General features: G+C 72.8%; 12 protein-coding genes, 1 pseudogene and 2 CRISPR repeat arrays. Of the genes and pseudogenes, 11 read left to right on the top strand and 2 right to left on the bottom strand.

Going from position 1 to position 19,573, the window contains the following annotated elements; genetic code table 11:
- Positions 1–102 precede the first annotated feature (102 nt).
- Positions 103–2,999: direct repeats of the CRISPR family, unit length 29 nt; unit sequence GGAGCAACCCCCGCGAGCGCGGGGCCGAG.
- 156 nt (positions 3,000–3,155) lie between these two features.
- The 8 genes from OO57_RS29485 to cas2e all read left to right on the top strand — a co-directional run bounded on the left by OO57_RS29485 (position 3,156) and on the right by cas2e (position 12,687).
- Positions 3,156–6,029, top strand: a complete 2,874-nt coding sequence (locus OO57_RS29485) for a CRISPR-associated helicase/endonuclease Cas3 (RefSeq protein ID WP_081974050.1) — start codon at positions 3,156–3,158, stop codon at positions 6,027–6,029.
- A gap of 214 nt (positions 6,030–6,243) precedes the next feature.
- On the top strand, positions 6,244–7,956 hold the full coding sequence (casA, locus tag OO57_RS29490) for a type I-E CRISPR-associated protein Cse1/CasA (RefSeq protein WP_033255761.1): 1,713 nt from the start codon (positions 6,244–6,246) through the stop codon (positions 7,954–7,956).
- Complete coding sequence (casB, locus tag OO57_RS29495) at positions 7,946–8,545, top strand: type I-E CRISPR-associated protein Cse2/CasB (protein WP_033255762.1); 600 nt, start codon at positions 7,946–7,948, stop codon at positions 8,543–8,545. Before casA ends, casB begins: the two co-directional genes overlap by 11 nt.
- 59 nt (positions 8,546–8,604) lie before the next feature.
- Complete coding sequence (gene cas7e, locus OO57_RS29500) at positions 8,605–9,762, top strand: type I-E CRISPR-associated protein Cas7/Cse4/CasC (RefSeq protein WP_033255774.1); 1,158 nt, start codon at positions 8,605–8,607, stop codon at positions 9,760–9,762.
- Positions 9,762–10,598 (top strand): type I-E CRISPR-associated protein Cas5/CasD, encoded by an 837-nt coding sequence (gene cas5e / locus OO57_RS29505; protein WP_051778398.1) that lies wholly within the window; start codon positions 9,762–9,764, stop codon positions 10,596–10,598. Before cas7e ends, cas5e begins: the two co-directional genes overlap by 1 nt.
- A gap of 8 nt (positions 10,599–10,606) precedes the next feature.
- Positions 10,607–11,374, top strand: a complete 768-nt coding sequence (gene cas6e, locus OO57_RS29510; RefSeq protein ID WP_033255763.1) for a type I-E CRISPR-associated protein Cas6/Cse3/CasE — start codon at positions 10,607–10,609, stop codon at positions 11,372–11,374.
- Positions 11,375–11,377: 3 nt separating this feature from the next.
- Complete coding sequence (gene cas1e, locus OO57_RS29515) at positions 11,378–12,412, top strand: type I-E CRISPR-associated endonuclease Cas1e (protein ID WP_033255764.1); 1,035 nt, start codon at positions 11,378–11,380, stop codon at positions 12,410–12,412.
- Complete coding sequence (cas2e, locus tag OO57_RS29520) at positions 12,409–12,687, top strand: type I-E CRISPR-associated endoribonuclease Cas2e (RefSeq protein WP_033255765.1); 279 nt, start codon at positions 12,409–12,411, stop codon at positions 12,685–12,687. Before cas1e ends, cas2e begins: the two co-directional genes overlap by 4 nt.
- An 18-nt stretch (positions 12,688–12,705) precedes the next feature.
- Positions 12,706–15,725: a CRISPR direct-repeat array (repeat unit 29 nt; unit sequence CTCGGCCCCGCGCTCGCGGGGGTTGCTCC).
- Positions 15,726–15,766: 41 nt separating this feature from the next.
- Here the strand turns inward: cas2e and OO57_RS47450 are convergent.
- Positions 15,767–16,035 (bottom strand): annotated as a pseudogene (locus tag OO57_RS47450) (IS982 family transposase); the annotation flags it as partial.
- Positions 16,036–16,280: 245 nt separating this feature from the next.
- Positions 16,281–16,550 (bottom strand): hypothetical protein, encoded by a 270-nt coding sequence (locus OO57_RS44215; RefSeq protein WP_158715264.1) that lies wholly within the window; start codon positions 16,548–16,550, stop codon positions 16,281–16,283.
- A 1,077-nt stretch (positions 16,551–17,627) separates the two neighbouring features.
- On the opposite strand from OO57_RS44215, the gene OO57_RS44220 reads away from it, so the two are divergent.
- The 3 genes from OO57_RS44220 (at position 17,628) to OO57_RS29530 (ending at position 19,564) form a co-directional block, all read left to right on the top strand.
- A complete protein-coding gene (locus OO57_RS44220) occupies positions 17,628–17,771 on the top strand; it encodes a hypothetical protein (RefSeq protein ID WP_158715265.1) in 144 nt (47 codons plus the stop codon).
- 61 nt (positions 17,772–17,832) lie between these two features.
- The gene (locus OO57_RS29525) at positions 17,833–18,813 is read left to right on the top strand and encodes an MBL fold metallo-hydrolase (RefSeq protein WP_033255766.1); all 981 of its coding nucleotides are present in this window, start codon (positions 17,833–17,835) and stop codon (positions 18,811–18,813) included.
- Between the two features lie 160 nt (positions 18,814–18,973).
- Positions 18,974–19,564: a flavodoxin family protein gene (locus OO57_RS29530; protein WP_033255776.1), complete on the top strand. Its 591-nt coding sequence runs from the start codon at positions 18,974–18,976 to the stop codon at positions 19,562–19,564.
- Positions 19,565–19,573 lie beyond the last annotated feature (9 nt).

Genomic DNA, 19,573 nt, shown 5'->3' on the forward strand with positions numbered 1-19,573 from the left:
ACGGTGGGGAGTTATCTGGCCGCCGTCGGGGACATCCAGCTGGCCGCCAGCGGGGCAGATCCCTGGCCGCCTGCGGGGCGAACTACATGGCCGTTGACAGGCAGAGCAACCCCCGCGAGCGCGGGGCCGAGCCCGGAACCCGTGGGACCGACGAACGTCATGTGGAGCAACCCCCGCGAGCGCGGGGCCGAGATGAGGAACTCGGGCACCTCCGCGGCCCACACGGAGCAACCCCCGCGAGCGCGGGGCCGAGCAGGCGGCGAGGGCGGCGATGCCCGCGGGGGAGGAGCAACCCCCGCGAGCGCGGGGCCGAGCCGGTGGGCGGCAGTCCCCGACCGAACCACGGGGAGCAACCCCCGCGAGCGCGGGGCCGAGGGCCTGACCGGCGGGCAGCACCGCGGCGAACCGGAGCAACCCCCGCGAGCGCGGGGCCGAGCGTGGCGTGCGGTGCGCACGGGGCCGAGGAGCGGAGCAACCCCCGCGAGCGCGGGGCCGAGAACCCCTCCGTCTCCACCGACGCGTAGTAGGGGGAGCAACCCCCGCGAGCGCGGGGCCGAGTCGGCCGGTCGGATGCCGTCTTGCAGCTGGTAGGAGCAACCCCCGCGAGCGCGGGGCCGAGGAGGGCGCCGCACTGCAGGACTCCTTGCCGAAGGAGCAACCCCCGCGAGCGCGGGGCCGAGATCAGCTCGGCGGTGGCCTTCTTCGGCGGCCAGGAGCAACCCCCGCGAGCGCGGGGCCGAGATGAGCGCCCAAGTCCTCACGGACGTAAGGCTGGAGCAACCCCCGCGAGCGCGGGGCCGAGTTCCTCCGGCACGCCGCCGAGCTCCACCAGCAGGAGCAACCCCCGCGAGCGCGGGGCCGAGGAACCACGGCATGTGGCGGGCCTCTCATGGCAGGAGCAACCCCCGCGAGCGCGGGGCCGAGTTCCTGCTCGCTGGCGATCTGGCGGCGGGCGAAGAGCAACCCCCGCGAGCGCGGGGCCGAGGCCGGCGCCGAGCCCGCGGTGCTGCCGGAGTGGGAGCAACCCCCGCGAGCGCGGGGCCGAGAGCAGGGGCGGCTTCCTTGACCTTGGTGAGGAGGAGCAACCCCCGCGAGCGCGGGGCCGAGGCGAAGATGGCTGCGAACGTCCTGTCCGCCCGCGAGCAACCCCCGCGAGCGCGGGGCCGAGGTCCGCTCCGGCTGCGTGCCCGGCGGCGACCCGGAGCAACCCCCGCGAGCGCGGGGCCGAGTCGCCGAAGATCGCCCGCTCCGCCTCACCGGCGGAGCAACCCCCGCGAGCGCGGGGCCGAGCTGCAGCGGGAGCGGCACCTGGACGGCCTGCTGGAGCAACCCCCGCGAGCGCGGGGCCGAGCTTGTAAGCCTCTGCAGCGGCCACCTGAACCGGGAGCAACCCCCGCGAGCGCGGGGCCGAGGAGAAGTACGCCTGCGCCGCCATGCTGATGCTGGAGCAACCCCCGCGAGCGCGGGGCCGAGCTCCCGGTGGCCGAGCAGGATCGGATCGCTGAAGAGCAACCCCCGCGAGCGCGGGGCCGAGCTGGCTGGCGGGGCGACCGTCGGCTCGGCCGAGGAGCAACCCCCGCGAGCGCGGGGCCGAGCCGCTGGCGGGCGAGATCGCGCTGATGGGCCGGGAGCAACCCCCGCGAGCGCGGGGCCGAGCGTTCAGGGCCCCGTGGCCGGAGCCGTACGCGGGAGCAACCCCCGCGAGCGCGGGGCCGAGCCACGCGACCCTGGGCGGCGACCTGACCGCCCCGAGCAACCCCCGCGAGCGCGGGGCCGAGCGCCATTCCCTGGAGGCACCCGTGAGAGACGAGGAACAACCCCCGCGAGCGCGGGGCCGAGCTGGGCTCCGTCGCCACCGCGGTCGCGACAGGGGAGCAACCCCCGCGAGCGCGGGGCCGAGGCGGCGGCGCAGGCTCTTGCCGAGGTCGACGAGGAGCAACCCCCGCGAGCGCGGGGCCGAGGGCACTGACGCGCCCCGGAGCATCACCATCGACGAGCAACCCCCGCGAGCGCGGGGCCGAGTACGGCGGGGAGGCACAGTGCACATCGGCATCAGAGCAACCCCCGCGAGCGCGGGGCCGAGGCCGTCGCACCGTCGTTCGGAACGGTGTGGCCGGAGCAACCCCCGCGAGCGCGGGGCCGAGAGCGCAGGGCAACCACGCCCCACGGACCGGCAGGAGCAACCCCCGCGAGCGCGGGGCCGAGTACCTCGGCGCACCCGCCCTCGCCAGCGTCCTGGAGCAACCCCCGCGAGCGCGGGGCCGAGTTGGGGTTCTTCGCCCTCCACGCGGTCAGGGGGGAGCAACCCCCGCGAGCGCGGGGCCGAGAACACGTCGAGGCGGTTCACCTCCCGGCGTCCGGAGCAACCCCCGCGAGCGCGGGGCCGAGAGCCTACGGGCTGGCCGAACACGGCGCCCCAGGGAGCAACCCCCGCGAGCGCGGGGCCGAGGAACTCCCCGACCTCACCAACGAGTACGCGGAGGAGCAACCCCCGCGAGCGCGGGGCCGAGGGTCGGGGCGCGTCTTAGCGTGGGCACGGTGGGGAGCAACCCCCGCGAGCGCGGGGCCGAGCTCGGAGGAACCGCCGTTCTGACCGCTGATGCGGAGCAACCCCCGCGAGCGCGGGGCCGAGACCTTAGACCCGGGCATCCGGCCGGAGCCCGGGGAGCAACCCCCGCGAGCGCGGGGCCGAGGTTCGCCCCCAAGTCACCCGGGAGGCAAGGCCGGAGCAACCCCCGCGAGCGCGGGGCCGAGGAGCGGAACAGGTGGTGGTACTGGTCGATGCGGGAGCAACCCCCGCGAGCGCGGGGCCGAGCCGTTGCGCGCGGAAAATGCGGGGGCACCAGGGGAGCAACCCCCGCGAGCGCGGGGCCGAGGACCGAGGCCCGAGGTGCGCTGGCGCACATCGTGGAGCAACCCCCGCGAGCGCGGGGCCGAGATGCTGGGCGACCCGACCGACGCGGCGAAGCTGGAGCAACCCCCGCGAGCGCGGGGCCGAGGCTTGGTGAGCTGGGGTGTTGTGGGTCAAGGGGTGGTGTTTTTGTCAGTTGGGTTCAGCGGGGAGGTGCACATGGTTTGAGTGATGTCCGGGACTGTCAGTGGGGTCTTCTACGCTCCGGAGCGTAGTGGATCGGAGACATAAGGTGGGCGGACTTGTGGGGAGTTGGGAGCTCTCGGGGGAGACGGCCGGGTGGCTGGGGGCGTTGTGGGGGAAGTCGGCGGGGAAGGCCGGAGGGACGGCGAATCTCCTGATCTCGCACATGCTGGACACGGCCGCGGTGGCCGAAGTGATGTGGGACGAGTACCTGCCGCCCGTGACGCGTCGGCGGCTGGATGCGGTGGCGGGTGGTCGGGGTCGGGGCCGGTTGTTGTTCGTGTGGTTGTGTGGTGTGCACGACCTGGGGAAGGCGACCCCGGCTTTCCAGCGCATGGATGCGACTGGTGCCGCAGCGGTGCGGGCAGTGGGGTTGAGGTGGAACGAGTACGCCCTCGCGGGGGGCAAGAAGTGGCGGCACGACCGGGCGGGTGGTCGGTTACTGCGAAAGTTGCTTGCCGAAGCGGGCTGGACGGAGAAGCAGACGGCTTGGGTGTGGCCGCTGGTGGCGGGGCATCACGGCACGTTTCCGACGGCGGGTGATCTGGCGCCGCCGAAGAAGAACGAGGAGTTCCAGGGGCGAGGGGATGCCTGGCAGAGGGCCCAGGCGGTGTTGCTCGAGGTCTTCAGCCGGGAGGTCGGCTTCGGCGGCGAGTGTCCGCTGGCCGAGGTGCAGCCGTGTGAGGTGCCGCCTCGGGTGGTGCAGTTGCAGCTCGCGGGGTTCGTGGTGATGGCGGATTGGATTGCCAGCAACGAACGGCACTTCCACGGTATCGCCGATCTCGCGCAGGTCTCGTTGGAAGGGGCGCGCAAGCGGGCCAAGGCGGCCTGGTCGGCCCTGGAGCTGCGCGGAGGGTGGGGGCAACTGGATTTGTCCGGGCCTGAGTTGTTCCAAGACAGGTTCGGTGACGGCCCCAGGCAGTCGCAGCAGATGGTGTTGGACGCGGTGCACCGGATGGGCGGGCCGGGGTTGGTGGTCATCGAGGCGCCGATGGGGGAGGGCAAGACGAAGGCGGCGCTCGCGGCGGCGGAGGTGCTGGCGGCCCGGAGCGGGGCGGACGGGGTGTTCCTGGGCATGCCGACCCAGGCGACGGCCGATCCGATGTTCACTCAAGTCCGTTCCTGGCTGGGGGAGATCGACGAACGACTCGCCGACCAGGTGGCCCTGCTGCACGGCAAGCGGATCTTCAACAAGGAGTGGCGTGCCCTCCTCGACGGCGCCGACGGCATCGACAGCTTCAGTGCGGACGACTGCTACGGCTCGGTCGGTGAGGACGAGTACGGGATGACCTGGTCGTTCGGGGAGGAGGAGCCCGAGCCACAACGACGCGGCCCCTCCGAGTGGTTCCTCGGGCGACGCCGCGGTCTGCTCAGCCCGTTCGCGGTCGGCACCGTCGACCAGCTCCTCCAAGCCGCGACCCGGACGAAGCACGTCATGCTGCGGATGGCCGGCCTGGTGGGCAAGGTGGTGATCCTGGACGAGGTGCACGCCGCGGACGTCTACATGTCCCAGTTCCTGCTGGAGGGCCTGCGCTGGCTCGGGCAGGCAGGCGTGCCCGTGCTGCTCCTGTCGGCGACGCTCCCGCCCGAGCAGCGCCGCGACTTGGTGGCGGCGTACCTGGCCGGGGCACAGTGCGTCGAGACCCTGCCGGAGGTCGAATTCCCGCAGCCGAAGGGCTATCCGAACGTGACGGCGGCATGGGTGGGCGAGGACGGTCCGCACCTGCTGGTGGACAGCACGGAGACCTGGCGGGAGGAGGACCTGAAGGTCAAGGTGCACGTTCTCGACGAGCCGGTGGCCGATCCGAAGGACGAGGATCCGTCGGGCCCGGCTGCCGAGGCAGTTGCGGAGTACCTGCGAGATCAACTTGCCGACGGTGGTTGCGCCTTGGTCATCCGCAACACCGTCGACCGGGCCCAGCGCACCTTCGAGGCAGTGCGCGCGAAGTTCGGCGACCAGGAGGTGCACCTGCTGCACGGCCGACTCCATGCCGGACACCGTGCGGACCGCACCACGGCGGTGTTGCAGGCGCTCGGCAGGCGTGACGACGGCCGACCGCGTCCCCAACGGATGGTGGTCGTCGCCACGCAACTCGCCGAGCAGTCCTTCGACGTCGACGCGGACCTGCTGGTCACGGACCTCGCACCGATCGACCTACTGCTGCAGCGCATCGGCCGCCTGCACCGCCACGACGGCAACCCGCGCCCGTCCCGGCTCGAGCACCCGACGGTCGCTGTGACGGGGCTACGCCAGGCAGGCGGCGGAGTCCCATGGCTGCTTCGAGCCTCGGAGGGGATTTACGGGCGCTACCTGCTGCTCCGCACGGCGGCCGAGGTGATCAAGGCCGACGGCGGCGAGTGGAGCATTCCGGGACAGGTCCCGGAGCTGGTCGCCCGGGTCTACGGCACCGACCGGATCGTCCCGCCCGAGTGGGCCGAGGGGGAGACGGCGGCGCGGAAGACCTGGGACGAGAACCGACGCGCGCGCCGGGAGTCGGCCGCGCAGTACCTGCTCGCCCGGGCCGGCGAGCACGGGCAGCCGACCCTGGAAGGACTTCACTACGGGGGACGGGGCGTACTGCGCGACGGGCAGATGGAGGCTCTGGTCAGGGACGGCGACCCCAGCGTGGAAGTGCTCCTGGTCCGTAGGACCGACGGGGGCTACCGGGCGATGACCGGCCGGGCACTGGGCCCGAACGGCGAGACCGCGGCCGAGTTGCTGGACGACGTGCTCACCGGCACCGTCCGACTCCCGACCGCGCTCACCGCGGCGGTGGAGCAGCACGCCCTCGGCCCGCTGCCGGGCTGGCGCGACCATCCGTGGCTTCGCTACGGCAAGGCACTGGAGCTGGACGAGCAGGACGAGGCGAGGCTCGGCGGCTGCAAAATCCGGTACGACGACCGGCTCGGGCTGGTCGTGACCGGCCGCCCATAGGTACTGCGGGGGGTGGGCAGGGAAGAATCCTGTCCACCCCCAACCCCGCGACCGCGGGGCCAACTTGGTGCCGATCCAGCCGCGTAGACACGGCTAGGGGCCATCCCCTCTGGGGGCAGGCGGTAATTCAAGCATTCACCCCCCAAAGGATGGATACCGGTGCCAGTATGAATGCCAATCCTCATCCAGACAGGGCTAGTTGGGAGAATGACGCTTGCCCGAGTACAACTTGGTGGACGAGCCGTGGTTGGCGCTGCGCCCGCTCGACGGTGGCCCGCCCGTTCACCTGGGAATTACCGAAACGCTGACGCGGGCAGACGAGTTCGACGGCCTGTCCGTCGACTTCGCCACGCAGCTCCCCGCGGTGCTGCGCCAGGTTCTCCTGCCGGTGGTCGTGGCCGCGTTGGGGGCGCCCGCCACGGCGGCGGTGCAGGGTGAGCGCCTGGCCCGGGGAGGGTTCAGCGCAGAGGAGAAGGAGCGCCTGCTCGCGTACCTGGCCGAGCACCGGGCCCGCTTCGAGCTGTTCGACGAAGTAGCGCCCTTTGCGCAGGTGGCCGGCCTGCGGACGGCGAAGGACGAGACGAAGGGGGCAGCCGCCCTGGTGGCCACCGCGGCGAGCGGCAACAACGTCCCGCTGTTCGCCAGCCGTTCGGACGCCGACCCGCTCGACCTGACGCCTGCTCAGGCCGCCCACTGGCTCCTGCACACCCACTGCTGGGACACCGCCGCGATCAAGACCGGCGTCGTCGGGGACGACCAGGCGAAGGCGGGCAAGACCACCGGAAACCCGACCGGCCCCCTCGGGCAGCTCGGCGTGATCGTCCCGATGGGGCGCACCCTGTACGAGACGCTACAGCTGAACATCCCGGTCACCGCGGCCGCGAACCTCGGCAAGCCCCAGTGGGAGCGCCCCCCGGGCACCCCAGCCTGGGAGCAGCGGCCCGTCGAGGGCCTGCTCGACCTGTGGACCTGGCAGGCGCGGCGCGTCCGCCTGTGCCCGGAGCAGGACGATGCGGGCTGGACGAAGGTGACCCGTGTCGTGATCAGCGCCGGTGACCGCCTCGCCGCGACGCCGGAGTGGGAGCCGCACACCGCCTGGGCGTTCACCCCGTCGGCGAAGAAGACGCCGAACCGGGCGCCCGAGCGCCGACCGCGCCGCCACGCGCAGGGCAAGGCCGCCTGGCGCGGGCTGGAGGCGCTGCTCGCGCCCGTCCGGCAGAACGACGGGGGCGTCTTCGAGACCAGCGTGCTGCTCGACCGGATCGGCGCCCTGCAGGAGGACGGCAGGCTGGCCGCCGACTACCCGCTGCGGATCGAGACCTTCGGCATGGTGTACGGCACGCAGTCCGCGGTGGTCGAAGACGTCGTTCACGACACGATCCCTCTCCCGCTGCTCGCCCTCCACCAGGACAGCGCGACGCGGCTGTTCCTGCTGGACGTCGCCGAGCAGGCGGAGCAACTCGCCCGGGCCCTCAACAACCTCTCCGCGGACCTGCGCCGCGCGGCCGGAGCCGACCCGATCCCGTGGGACAAGGGGCAGCGGCCCGGCGAACTCCTGCTGCACGTTCTCGACGGCCTGGTCCGCCGGGTGCTGGCCGGAGCCCGGGCGGCGGGCGGGGACGAGGACCTGCTGGAGCGCGGCCGCTTCGCCTGGGAGGAGGCGGCGGCCTGGCGGACCTGGGAGCACGCGGACGCCCTGCTGGCAGCGGCCCCCGCCACTACGTTCGCCGGACGCACCGTCACCCAGGCGGGCAAGCAAGGCAAGGCCCACGCCTTCTCCCTCGGCACGGCGGCCGACAGCTTCAACCGCGAGGTCGCCCGCATCCTCCCGCGCCACGCGCACACCGCCCGCACCGCCGTACGAGACCGGTCCGGCGCGCCCGAAGACACCGCGAAACCCCTCTCCGGAGCCCACGTTGACGACTGATCACCCCGCTGCCCGACAGCGGTACTGGGACAAGTACACCGCCCCCGACCACGGCTGGCGGATCGACCCCCGCTCCAAGCAGCCGCGCCGCCCGCCGGGCGAGGAGCTGGCCGCGCTGCGTTCCGGACTCGGCCGACCGGTGATGGACAGCCCGAAGATGTGGCCCTACTACAGCACCGAGGTCGACGACGTGCTGGCGCTGCGTGACCAGGTCTCCGACGAGCAGCAGGCCGAGCACGCCGCGCTCGCCCTCTACGGCCTGCACCAGCAGGGTCAGAGCAGGCCGATGCACCGCAGCGGGCTCAAACTGGGCCGGGCGCTGCGCGAACTGCGCCGCGAGGGCAAGTACAGCGAGAACGCGCTGGACGCCAGGGTCGCCCAACTGGCCGCCGCGACGAGCGTTCCCGCCCTCCTGGTCCACCTGCGCGGCCTGGTCACCCAGCTGCGGACGGTCGGCCAGCCCCTCGACTACGACCACCTGATGGCCGACATCCGTGCCTGGCACCAGTCCGAGCGCCGGCCCCAGGTCCGGCTCAAGTGGGCCCTGGGCTACCGGGCCTGGCAGAGCAAGACCCCCGACGACGAGTGACCACCCTCGGCAACCGCACCCCGTCCCGTCCGTTCCAGCCCCAGCCCCAGGAGAAGCGCGTGCCTTCCCGTCCCCGTCTCTACATCGACGTCCACATCCTGCAGACCGTCCCGCCGGCCAACCTCAACCGCGACGACAACGGCAGCCCCAAGGAGGCGTACTTCGGCGGCAAGCGCCGCTCCCGGGTCTCCTCCCAGGCCTGGAAGCGCGCCACCCGCATGCACTTCGCGGAGCGTTACGAGCCGCAGGACCTCGGCACCCGCACCAAGCGCATCGCGGGCAAGCTCGCCGAGCGCCTCACCGCCCGGGCCGGTGCCGCCGGTGCCGCCCTGTCCCCCGAGGACGCGCAGCGCATCGCCGGGGCGCTGCTGAAGCCGATGGGCATCGCCGCGGGCAAGAAGGCCGGCGACACCGCGTACCTGCTGTTCTACGGCCGTCGGCAGCTGGAGGGCATCGTCGACCTGGTGGTCGCCGACGCGGCGGAGCTGGCGGCGCTCGACGACCAGCAGTTGGAGGAGCGGGTGAAGAACCTGCCGGTCCGCGAGCAGCTCCAGCAGGGCCATCCCGTCGACGTCGCGCTGTTCGGCCGGATGGTCGCCGACATCCCCGGCCTCAACGTCGACGCCGCCACCCAGGTCGCGCACGCCCTCTCCACCCACGCCACCGAGCTCGAGTTCGACTACTACACGGCCGTGGACGACGAGACCGGCGACGAGGAGACCGGCGCCGGAATGATCGGCACCATCGGCTTCAACTCGGCCACCCTGTACCGCTACGCCACCGTCGGCCTGCACCAGCTGACCGACAACCTCGGCGAGGAGAAGACCGCCGTCGAGGCCGTCGACCTGTTCGTCGACTCCTTCGCCCGCTCCATGCCCACCGGCTACGGCAACTCCTTCGCCCACCGCACCCGGCCCAGCCTGGTCGCCGTCGTGGTCCGCACCGACCAGCCCGTCAACCTGGTCTCCGCGTACGAGAACGCCGTCCCGGTCGGCGACGGCATCCTCGCCGAATCGGCCCGCCGCCTCGCCGCCGAGTACCGCACCGCCACCTCCCAGTGGGGCGACGAACCGCTCCACACCGCCATCTGCCACACCCTGGACGCCGCGAGCCCCGAAGCGGCCGCGCTCGCCGAGGCGTTCGGCGCCAACCGCACCTTCGCCGAACTCCGCGACGGCCTGCGCACCGCCCTCACCGAGCGGACGGCGGAACACTGATGCCCGCCACCGACAGCACCCCGCCGGACGACCGGGCGGTCCTCCTGCTGCGGCTCGCCGGACCGCTCCAGTCCTGGGGTGACCGCAGCGCCTTCAACCGCCGCGACACCACCCCGCAGCCCACCAAGTCCGGCGTCGTCGGGCTGCTCGCAGCGGCCGCCGGGCGCCCTCGCGAAGCCGATCTCACCGACCTGGTCGGCCTGCGGCTCGGCGTCCGGGTGGACCAGCCCGGCACGCTCCTGCGGGACTACCACACCGTCAGCGACTACCGCGGCCTGCCGCTTCCCCAGGCCGGGGTCAATGCCAAGGGCATCCAGAAGCCCACGTCGCCGAGCAAGCACACCCACGTGACGCACCGCTACTACCTCCAGGACGCGGTGTTCCTCGTCGCCGTCGAAGGACCCGCCGAACTGGTCACCGTGCTCGGCGAAGCGGTCACCCACCCCGCCTTCCCGCTCGCCCTCGGCCGCCGCTCCTGCACGCCCACCCAACCGCTGAGCCTCGGCGTCCGCCGCGGCACACCGCTGGAGACCGCCCTCGCGGAAGAACCCTGGCAGGCCAACGAACAGACCAGGAAGGCGTACGAGCGGCAGGCGAAACGCGGCCAGGCCCCGCGCCGGACCGACCGCGTCGACCTGGCGGCCAGCTTCGACGACCCGCACGGGGACGACACCTGCCAGGACGTCCCGCTGAGCTTCGACCCGCGCCGCCGCGGCTTCAGTAGCCGCAAGGTCCGGCACGAGTGGCTCAGCGTTCCCACCGGCCTCCGGGCCGCCGTCCCCACCGAGCCGCCCGCCGACGGCGGCCACGACCCCTTCGCCCTGCTGGGCTGGTGACCCGACCCATGACCTACCTCTCCCGCGTCCGCATCAACCCCCTGCGCGCGGCCAGCCGCACCCTGCTCGCCAACCCGCGCGCCCTGCACGGCGCCGTCCAGGCCGGAGTCCCCGACCAGGCCCCCGGCGACCGGGTCCTCTGGCGCCTCGACACCGACCACCCGCGACGGCCCCACCTCCTGGTCCTCACCCCCGGCAAACCCGACTGGACCCACCTCGTCGAACAGGCCGGATGGCCCGACGCAGACGGCGAGCACTACGCGGTCCGCGACTACAGCCCGCTGCTCGCCCAACTCGCCCTCGGCCGCGAGTACGCCTTCCGCCTCACCGCCAGCCCTGTACAGAACACCTCCAACCCGACCGGCAGCAGCACCCACCGCACCAAGACCGCCGACGAACTCCACCACCGCTCCTACCGCGTCCCCCACCGCACCGCCGCACACCAGCTCGCCTGGTTCCTCGACCGCACCACCCGCTGGGGCTTCACCGTCCCCGAAGCCTGCACCGACACGCCCGCCCCCGGGCTGGACGCCCCGGAAGGCGACACGCCACCGGCCCGCGAGGTCCGGATCACCGACCGTGACCGGCGCACCTTCACCAAGCCCGGCACCCGCACCCCCGTCACCCTCACCACCGCCACCTTCGAAGGACACCTGCGAATCAGCGACCCCGCCCTCCTGAAGACCGCCCTCCTCGAAGGCATCGGCCCCGCCAAGGCCTACGGCTGCGGGCTGCTCACCCTCGCCCCGCTCCCCGGCACCGGCGCGGCCCGCTGACCGATGGCCGACATCTGGTGGAAAGCCCACCCCCACGACCTGCACCGCCTCTCCGACCGCGTCTCCAGCGTCTACGTCGAACGCAGCCACATCGACCGCGACGAGAACGCCGTCGTCGTCATCAACAAGCGCGAAACCGTCCGCATCCCGGCCGCCATGGTCGCCGTCGTCCTCCTCGGCCCCGGCACCCGCATCACCCACGGCGCGGTCAACCTGCTCGCCGACTCCGGCACCACCGTGTGCTGGGTCGGCGAGCAGGGCGTCCGCATGTACGCGGCCGGACTCGGCCCCAGCCGCGGCGCCGGACTGCTGAACCGGCAGGCGTGGCTGGTCAGCCGCACCAAGGAACGCCTCGCCGTCGCCCGCGCCATGTACCGCATGCGTTTCCCCGGCGAGGACGTGGACAGCGCCACCATGCAGCAACTGCGCGGCCGCGAAGGCGCCCGGATCCGCAAGCTCTACCAAGCGCACGCCCGCCGCACCGGCGTCCCCTGGAACGGACGCGTCTACCAACCCGGAGACGCCCACGCCGCCGGCGACGACCTCAACCGGCTCCTCTCCGCCGCGAACGCCGCGCTCTACGGCATCTGCCACGCCGTCATCACCGGCCTCGGCGCCAGCCCCGGTCTCGGCTTCGTCCACACCGGCCTCGCCACGTCCTTCGTCCTCGACATCGCCGACCTCTACAAAGCCGACTACACCATCCCCCTCGCCTTCGACCTCACCGCCCGCGGCCACACCGAAGAACGCGACGCCCGCCTCGGCCTGCGCGACCGCATCGCAGAAGACCGTCTCCTCGGCCGGATCGTCCGGGACGTCAAAGCCCTCCTCACCCCGGACGGCATCGACCTGGCCGATCAGGACGTCAACCAGCTGTGGGACGAGAAGGTCGGCACGGTCCAAGGCGGCGTCAACTGGTCTGCTGGAGGAGAAACTTCCCTCCTCCAGGCCATCGACCCGGGAATGGGCGACGAGGACGAACACCTGGCGATCGTCGGCCCCGAATTCGACAACGACCCGAAGCAGCCGCCGCGATGACCGTCATCGTCCTGATCGCCGCCCCCGAAGGCCTACGCGGCCACCTCACCCGCTGGATGGTCGAAGTCCACGCCGGCGTCTTCGTCGGCAACCCCAGCCGCCGCATCCGCGACCGCCTCTGGGACCTCCTCGCCACCCGCATCGGCACCGGCCAAGCCATCCTCGTCGAACCCGCCACCAACGAACAAGGCTGGACCGTCCGCACCGCCGGCACAGACCGCTGGAAGCCCATCGACTTCGACGGACTGATTCTCTCCGCCCGCCCGACCCGATAAAACCGCAGCTCACGAAGCCTCGGCCCCGCGCTCGCGGGGGTTGCTCCGGGGACACCGCCGTCGACGCCAACGGCTTCGACTCGGCCCCGCGCTCGCGGGGGTTGCTCCCTGACGCCATTCGGGATCCCCCTCAACCCCTTCTCGGCCCCGCGCTCGCGGGGGTTGCTCTCGCCCTGGTGGCCGCCGAAGGTGCCGTCGGCACTCGGCCCCGCGCTCGCGGGGGTTGCTCCTACCAGGCGGTCCAGGCCCGGCGGAACCCCGACTCGGCCCCGCGCTCGCGGGGGTTGCTCTGCCGCCGAGCTGCAGGTGGCCCGGCAGCAGCTCTCGGCCCCGCGCTCGCGGGGGTTGCTCCCCGGCAAGGTGGTAGCCGTGGCCGGCGCCGCCCTCGGCCCCGCGCTCGCGGGGGTTGCTCTCCCGCCCGCTCCCGCACCACCCACGCCCGCGACTCGGCCCCGCGCTCGCGGGGGTTGCTCCGGGCTGCGCGCCGAGGTCGGCTGGTTCGACCGCTCGGCCCCGCGCTCGCGGGGGTTGCTCTCCGTCAGCGGACGCGGTGTCGTCAGTGTTGAGCTCGGCCCCGCGCTCGCGGGGGTTGCTCCGGGGGGCGAGGCGGGCCCGGTCTGTGACGGCGGCTCGGCCCCGCGCTCGCGGGGGTTGCTCCGTCGCGCTCGGCGACCGCGCGGCTGATGTACCCTCGGCCCCGCGCTCGCGGGGGTTGCTCCGTGGCCTTGACCTCTCCGGCCGCCTCGGCGATCTCGGCCCCGCGCTCGCGGGGGTTGCTCCGCTGCTGGCGCGACGAGACGTGCGCCGGGCCCCTCGGCCCCGCGCTCGCGGGGGTTGCTCCCGGGACACCCCCGGTTGCCCGGGGAGCTTGTGCTCGGCCCCGCGCTCGCGGGGGTTGCTCCGCGAGGACCGCGCGGCCGCCGAGCGTGAACGCCTCGGCCCCGCGCTCGCGGGGGTTGCTCCGCTGACGGAGCGCACGGCAGGCGGGGCGTACACTCGGCCCCGCGCTCGCGGGGGTTGCTCCCGATACGGGCGCGTGCCTCGGGGCACCGTGTCCTCGGCCCCGCGCTCGCGGGGGTTGCTCCTGGTCGGGGCGTACCAGCGGCTGCGGAAGGCGCTCGGCCCCGCGCTCGCGGGGGTTGCTCTGCTCGGAATCCTGGAATGTCCCAGGTCAGAGCGCTCGGCCCCGCGCTCGCGGGGGTTGCTCAGCCAGGCGCGGTGTACGATCCGCGCGCCGGGTCTCGGCCCCGCGCTCGCGGGGGTTGCTCCGAGTACTCCACGATCTTCCGGCAGATGGGCCTCTCGGCCCCGCGCTCGCGGGGGTTGCTCCCTGGCCGCGATCCCCTCCCGCGACAGGCCCTCCTCGGCCCCGCGCTCGCGGGGGTTGCTCGAACTGCTCTAACCCCACCGGCCGCCGTTGGCACTCGGCCCCGCGCTCGCGGGGGTTGCTCTCCCCCCAAACGATCATGCTGTTCTTGCAGGTCCTCGGCCCCGCGCTCGCGGGGGTTGCTCGCACGGGTTCGGGTCGCAGGACGGCCGGTCTGGCTCGGCCCCGCGCTCGCGGGGGTTGCTCCTTTCGAGAGGAAGCCCGGGCTGATCTGAGCCCCTCGGCCCCGCGCTCGCGGGGGTTGCTCCCTCACCGACACCGAACGCCGGATCCTCCGCCACTCGGCCCCGCGCTCGCGGGGGTTGCTCCCAGCCCGACGGCACCCCGCGCGGCCTCACCTTCTCGGCCCCGCGCTCGCGGGGGTTGCTCCGAGTACATCCGGCACCTGGAGCGCCACGAGTCCTCGGCCCCGCGCTCGCGGGGGTTGCTCTCTCGCGCTGTCCGAGCTGCGGTTGCTCCACGGCTCGGCCCCGCGCTCGCGGGGGTTGCTCCGAGCTCGGCCACAACCCGCACGCCTTCGTCTTCTCGGCCCCGCGCTCGCGGGGGTTGCTCCTTCCCGCCGCCCCGTTCCGGACCGGCCGGGAACTCGGCCCCGCGCTCGCGGGGGTTGCTCCGCCCCCGCGGCGCGGTTGATCCGGGCCACGGTCTCGGCCCCGCGCTCGCGGGGGTTGCTCCGGCAGGGCAGGGCCTGCAGGTCACTGCGGGCGCTCGGCCCCGCGCTCGCGGGGGTTGCTCTCTGGCCTCGATGACGGGGACCTGGCTCGGCGGCTCGGCCCCGCGCTCGCGGGGGTTGCTCCAATGAAGCGGCTGACGGGCGGCGACCCGATCGCTCGGCCCCGCGCTCGCGGGGGTTGCTCCCACCCACCGCACCACCCGCCAACACCCCTCAGCTCGGCCCCGCGCTCGCGGGGGTTGCTCCCGCGAGGCGAACGACATCGCCTTGAACGACCCCTCGGCCCCGCGCTCGCGGGGGTTGCTCGCCGCGGTGCGGTTCGGCCGGCACTTCCGCTCTCTCGGCCCCGCGCTCGCGGGGGTTGCTCCTGAGTCGAGACGCCGAGGGCGACCTTCAGCTTCTCGGCCCCGCGCTCGCGGGGGTTGCTCCGCCGCCCACGCCACCCTGGCAGGCCAGCGGGACTCGGCCCCGCGCTCGCGGGGGTTGCTCCCTCGTCGCCGAGACCGCGTTCGCCCACCTGCCCTCGGCCCCGCGCTCGCGGGGGTTGCTCCACGTTGCCCGGCGGGAGCCGCTTCTCGGCCTCCTCGGCCCCGCGCTCGCGGGGGTTGCTCGCGGCCGAAGCGACTGGCGCCCGCCGCCGACAACTCGGCCCCGCGCTCGCGGGGGTTGCTCCCACGTAGAGGCCATGCAGGAACAGGCTGACCACTCGGCCCCGCGCTCGCGGGGGTTGCTCCGCGCACGGCGAGCGCCTCAGCACCTACACCGTCTCGGCCCCGCGCTCGCGGGGGTTGCTCCGCGGCGTCCGGCTTGCTGGCGCCCCAGTCGTCCTCGGCCCCGCGCTCGCGGGGGTTGCTCCTCCTGGCCCGACGTCCAGCACCGCGAGCCGCTCTCGGCCCCGCGCTCGCGGGGGTTGCTCTCTGACGCACCGTCGGGCAGCACGGGCGAGCAGCTCGGCCCCGCGCTCGCGGGGGTTGCTCCGGCTCGTAGACGAGTCCGCCGGGCGGGCAGGCCTCGGCCCCGCGCAAATGTTTATTGTAGGCCAGAGGGGTTCAGGCAGGTGTGGGAACGTGCTGCGCAGGTGGGTGCGGGCGAAGCGGCTCCAGCGGGCCTTGGAGTGGGAGACCAGCAGGACCTGGGCGACGGCCAGGCGCAGACCAGCCCCGGAGTCCGTCAGCCGCGGCGGACGTCCTGAGCATGGCGTTCAGATTAGATGACCGCCGATCCGTACCCAGAGCGCCGTCAGGAGGGTGTCCAGCTCTTCGGTTGTAACAACCCGAACCCTGGACACCCTCCCTGTATGTTTGACGCGGAACCGGCAAATCCAACCGACTTCTGAGCCACTTGTCTGGCGCCGTCCGCACCTTATGGGCGACGACTGCCTGGTCAGAGCCGGGCCACTCCGCACCTCACCATAACCACCGGTATCGCGAGTTCAAGCTGAGCAGGCACATAGATTGCGTCCCAGCTGGATCGGCGGTTTGTCAGGCGTTGCGGGCCCTCACGTTCGAAACTTGCTGGGAGGTGACAACCGCTTCACCTGCTACGCATTGAACGAACGCCGGTCAGATTCGGGCGCGGCCAGCCACCAGGCGTACAGGCGGCAGCACTTGCGGCGATCAAGATGATGATCACGATCACCAATCCCGCAATCTGCTCTGGGGGGATGCTTGTCGGCTGTCCCTTGAGCGCACAGGTGGCAGCAGTCGTGGCCAATGCAACCAGGTCCTTGTTCTGGCGCAGCTGACGTGCGACGATAGTCGGGATGCTGCCGTGCACACGGGCATCGCGGATCGGGAGACGCATATGTCCTCCAGGTCGTAGTTGGGCGCCCCAATCAATGCTTCGGAGGCATGGGGCGCCCTTCTCTGTTGTATGAGGTGACAGTAGCGCACTGTCGCGGCCTCGATCCACCTGATGGACCATCAAGAGCGTTGGTAGGCACTTCATTTGAAGCAGCCGAGGCCTGAGCGACTTTGTTCTGTGCTTGAGGCGTCGCCTTGGCTCGTGACTGGTGGAGCTACCCCGCGAGCGCGGGGCCGATACAGAGTCCTGAGCAGAGCCCTGAGCTACTTTGGAGCCATTCCCGCAGGCGCGGGACCGAGGTCTGCCGTAGCAGTATCCCCTGGATGCGCGCTGCAAGCATCCAAGGGATGGCTCTCATGGTCAACTTCCCGTTGGTCAGCGCGATCCAAAGGCATCCTCGCCCCGTACGCGTTGTTGTAGCGCAATGTCAGGATCCGGCTGATGCGGCCCCGGTCCCGGGCGGACGTCAGGTGTTCTGGGTTCAGTTTGGTTGCTACGTACACGTTGCGCGGGTCGGGCTGGGTGCCCTCCGCCAGTCGGTGCTGTTGACCGGGCCGCCCGGAGTCGGCACCCGGATGGTGGCATCACCGACCGGTAAAGAGCTGGCGGCCAGTCGCCGTTGCCGGGCTGGCGACTGACATGATGCCCGGAGTCCCGGGCGGTGGTGGCGCTCGCATGGGGGCGGGACTGGCCAGGAAGGGAGGGTCGTCGGCCTGTCGCTGTCTCCTGGGCGAGTCGAACCTGACGTCCCGTCTCGTCAGGTCAGCGAAAGTCAGCATGAGTCCGAGTACAGCCTGGTCCACGCACCCATACCTGGGAACCAAAGCCTCCTGAGTCGCCCCGGCAGCAGCCGCACGACGAGGTCGACCACCTCGTGCAGGCAGTCGAGCCGATCTTCCGGATAGCGCGGCTGTGGAACCCGTTCCCGCAGGTCATGGCGATGGTGGGTGGCTGTTGGTGTCGTGGCCGGAGGCAGTTGGCCATGCGGCCCTCCGTCTTCAATTCCCTTCACTCGTCCTACGGTGCTCCGGTAGGCTCTCGACACCGGATGGGTGAACGTAGAACCTGTACGTCTCGGTGACCAACTCCACGGCCTTCAGCCCCACCGACACCATGCCGCTGTCCACCCGGGCCAAGGCCCTGATGGCCGTCGAGAGCATCGCCGCACTCATCACCTCCCTGCTCGTCATCGCCCACGCGGTGGGCGTCCTCGACCAGTAGCGGTGGCCCCGGCCCCGGCCGGGCGGAACCGGCAGCGCACGACCGGCCGTCCTTCCAGGGCATGAGTGACAACGACAAGACCTTGGGACGGCGCGGACTCCTCCGGACGGCGGTCGCCGGGGCCGCCCTCCTTCCGGTGGCCGGGGCCGTCCCCGCGGCCGCCGCCGACGAGCCGCAGCAGCACGGCGGCGGCAGCGGCGAAAGCGGCGGCAGTGGCGGCGAGACGGCGTTCACCTGGCTCGGCAACAGCGGGTGGCGGATCGAGGGCAACGGGCACACCGTCCTGTTCGACCCGTACCTCACCCGCTTCCCCACCCACGGCTTCGACGCCGCGACCCCGCTCACCGTGGCCGCCGACGTGGTCGACCGGCACATCGGGGAACCCGAGCTCGTGCTGGTCAGCCACAGCCACTGGGACCACTTCAACGACGTCCCGTACATCGCGAGGAGCCGCGGGGTGCGGGTGGTCGGCACCGCCACCACCTGCCACCTGCTGCGGGCGATGGGCGTGGCCCCGGCGCAGCTGGTCGTGGTGAAGGGCGGCGAGGTCCTCGACTTCGGTGGGTACACCGTGCGGGTGGTGGCCAGCCTGCACAGCCGCAACGCCGAGCACCGGTACTGGGCGCCCGGCACGCTCACCGCACCGCCCGCGACGCCGCCCGGGACGATCGGCGAACTCGTCGAGGGCGACACCCTGGCCTTCCAGGTCCGGTTCGGCGACGGCCCCTCGACCCTGCTCACCGGCGCCAGCGACTTCGTCGAGCACACCTTCGCCGGACTGCGCCCCGACATCGCGATGATCGCCGTCGAGAGCACCGCCCGCACCACCCACAGGTACGTGCCGCGGCTGCTCCAGGCGCTCGACCACCCGCGCACCGTCGTCCCCGTGCACTGGGACGACTTCGAGACGCCGCTGACCGAACCCGCCGCCCAGGCCCCGGGGACGGACCTCGACGGCCTGCTCGCCCAGGTGCGCCGGCTCTCCCCGCGCACCCGGGTGATCCGCCCCGAGCACCTCGCCACCCTGCACCTGCGGGCCTGACGGGCCTGACGGGCCTGACGGGCCTGACGAGCCTGACGGGCCTGGCGGACCTGACGGGGCGTCGGGGAATGCCGGCGGCCCGCCGGGGGTTGGGGCAGGCACCGAGTCCCCCCTCCGGCGGGCCGCCGCCCCACCGGAACGACCCGTGCCGGAGCCGCAGATGACACCCCGTTCGTTCCTCTTCCTGCTCGGCAGCGCCCGCACCGGAGGCAACACCGAGGCGCTCGCCCGGGCCGCCGCCGAGCAGCTCCCGCCCGGCACCGGGCAGCGCTGGCTGCACCTGGCCTCCCACGACCTGCCCGAGTACGCCGACGCGCGGCACGCGCCCGGCGGCCCGCAGGCGCAGCCCACCACCGGGGACGAGGCGCTGCTGCTGGAGGCCACCCTCGGCGCGAGCGACCTGGTGATCGCCTCCCCGCTGTACTGGTACTCGCTCTCCTCCGCGGCCAAGCGCTACCTCGACCACTGGTCGAAGTGGCTGCGCACCCCCGACCCGGGGTTCCGGGCCGCGATGGCCGGGCGCACCCTGTGGGGCGTCACCGCGATGGCGCACGCCGAGGAGGAGGTCGCCCGCCCGCTGGAACTGACGCTCCAGCACACCGCCGCGTACATGGGCATGCGCTTCGGCGGCGTCCTGCTGGGCAACGCCAGCCGCCCGGGCCAGGTGCTGGCGGACGAGCGGGCGATGGCCCGCGCCAAGACCTTCTTCGCCCGGCAGCCGGAACCCGCCCGCTTCCCGTACGAGCGGTGACGGGCGCCC

Origin of the sequence: Kitasatospora phosalacinea (assembly GCF_000717185.1) — a bacterium.
Classification (GTDB): Bacteria; Actinomycetota; Actinomycetes; order Streptomycetales; family Streptomycetaceae; genus Kitasatospora; species Kitasatospora phosalacinea_A.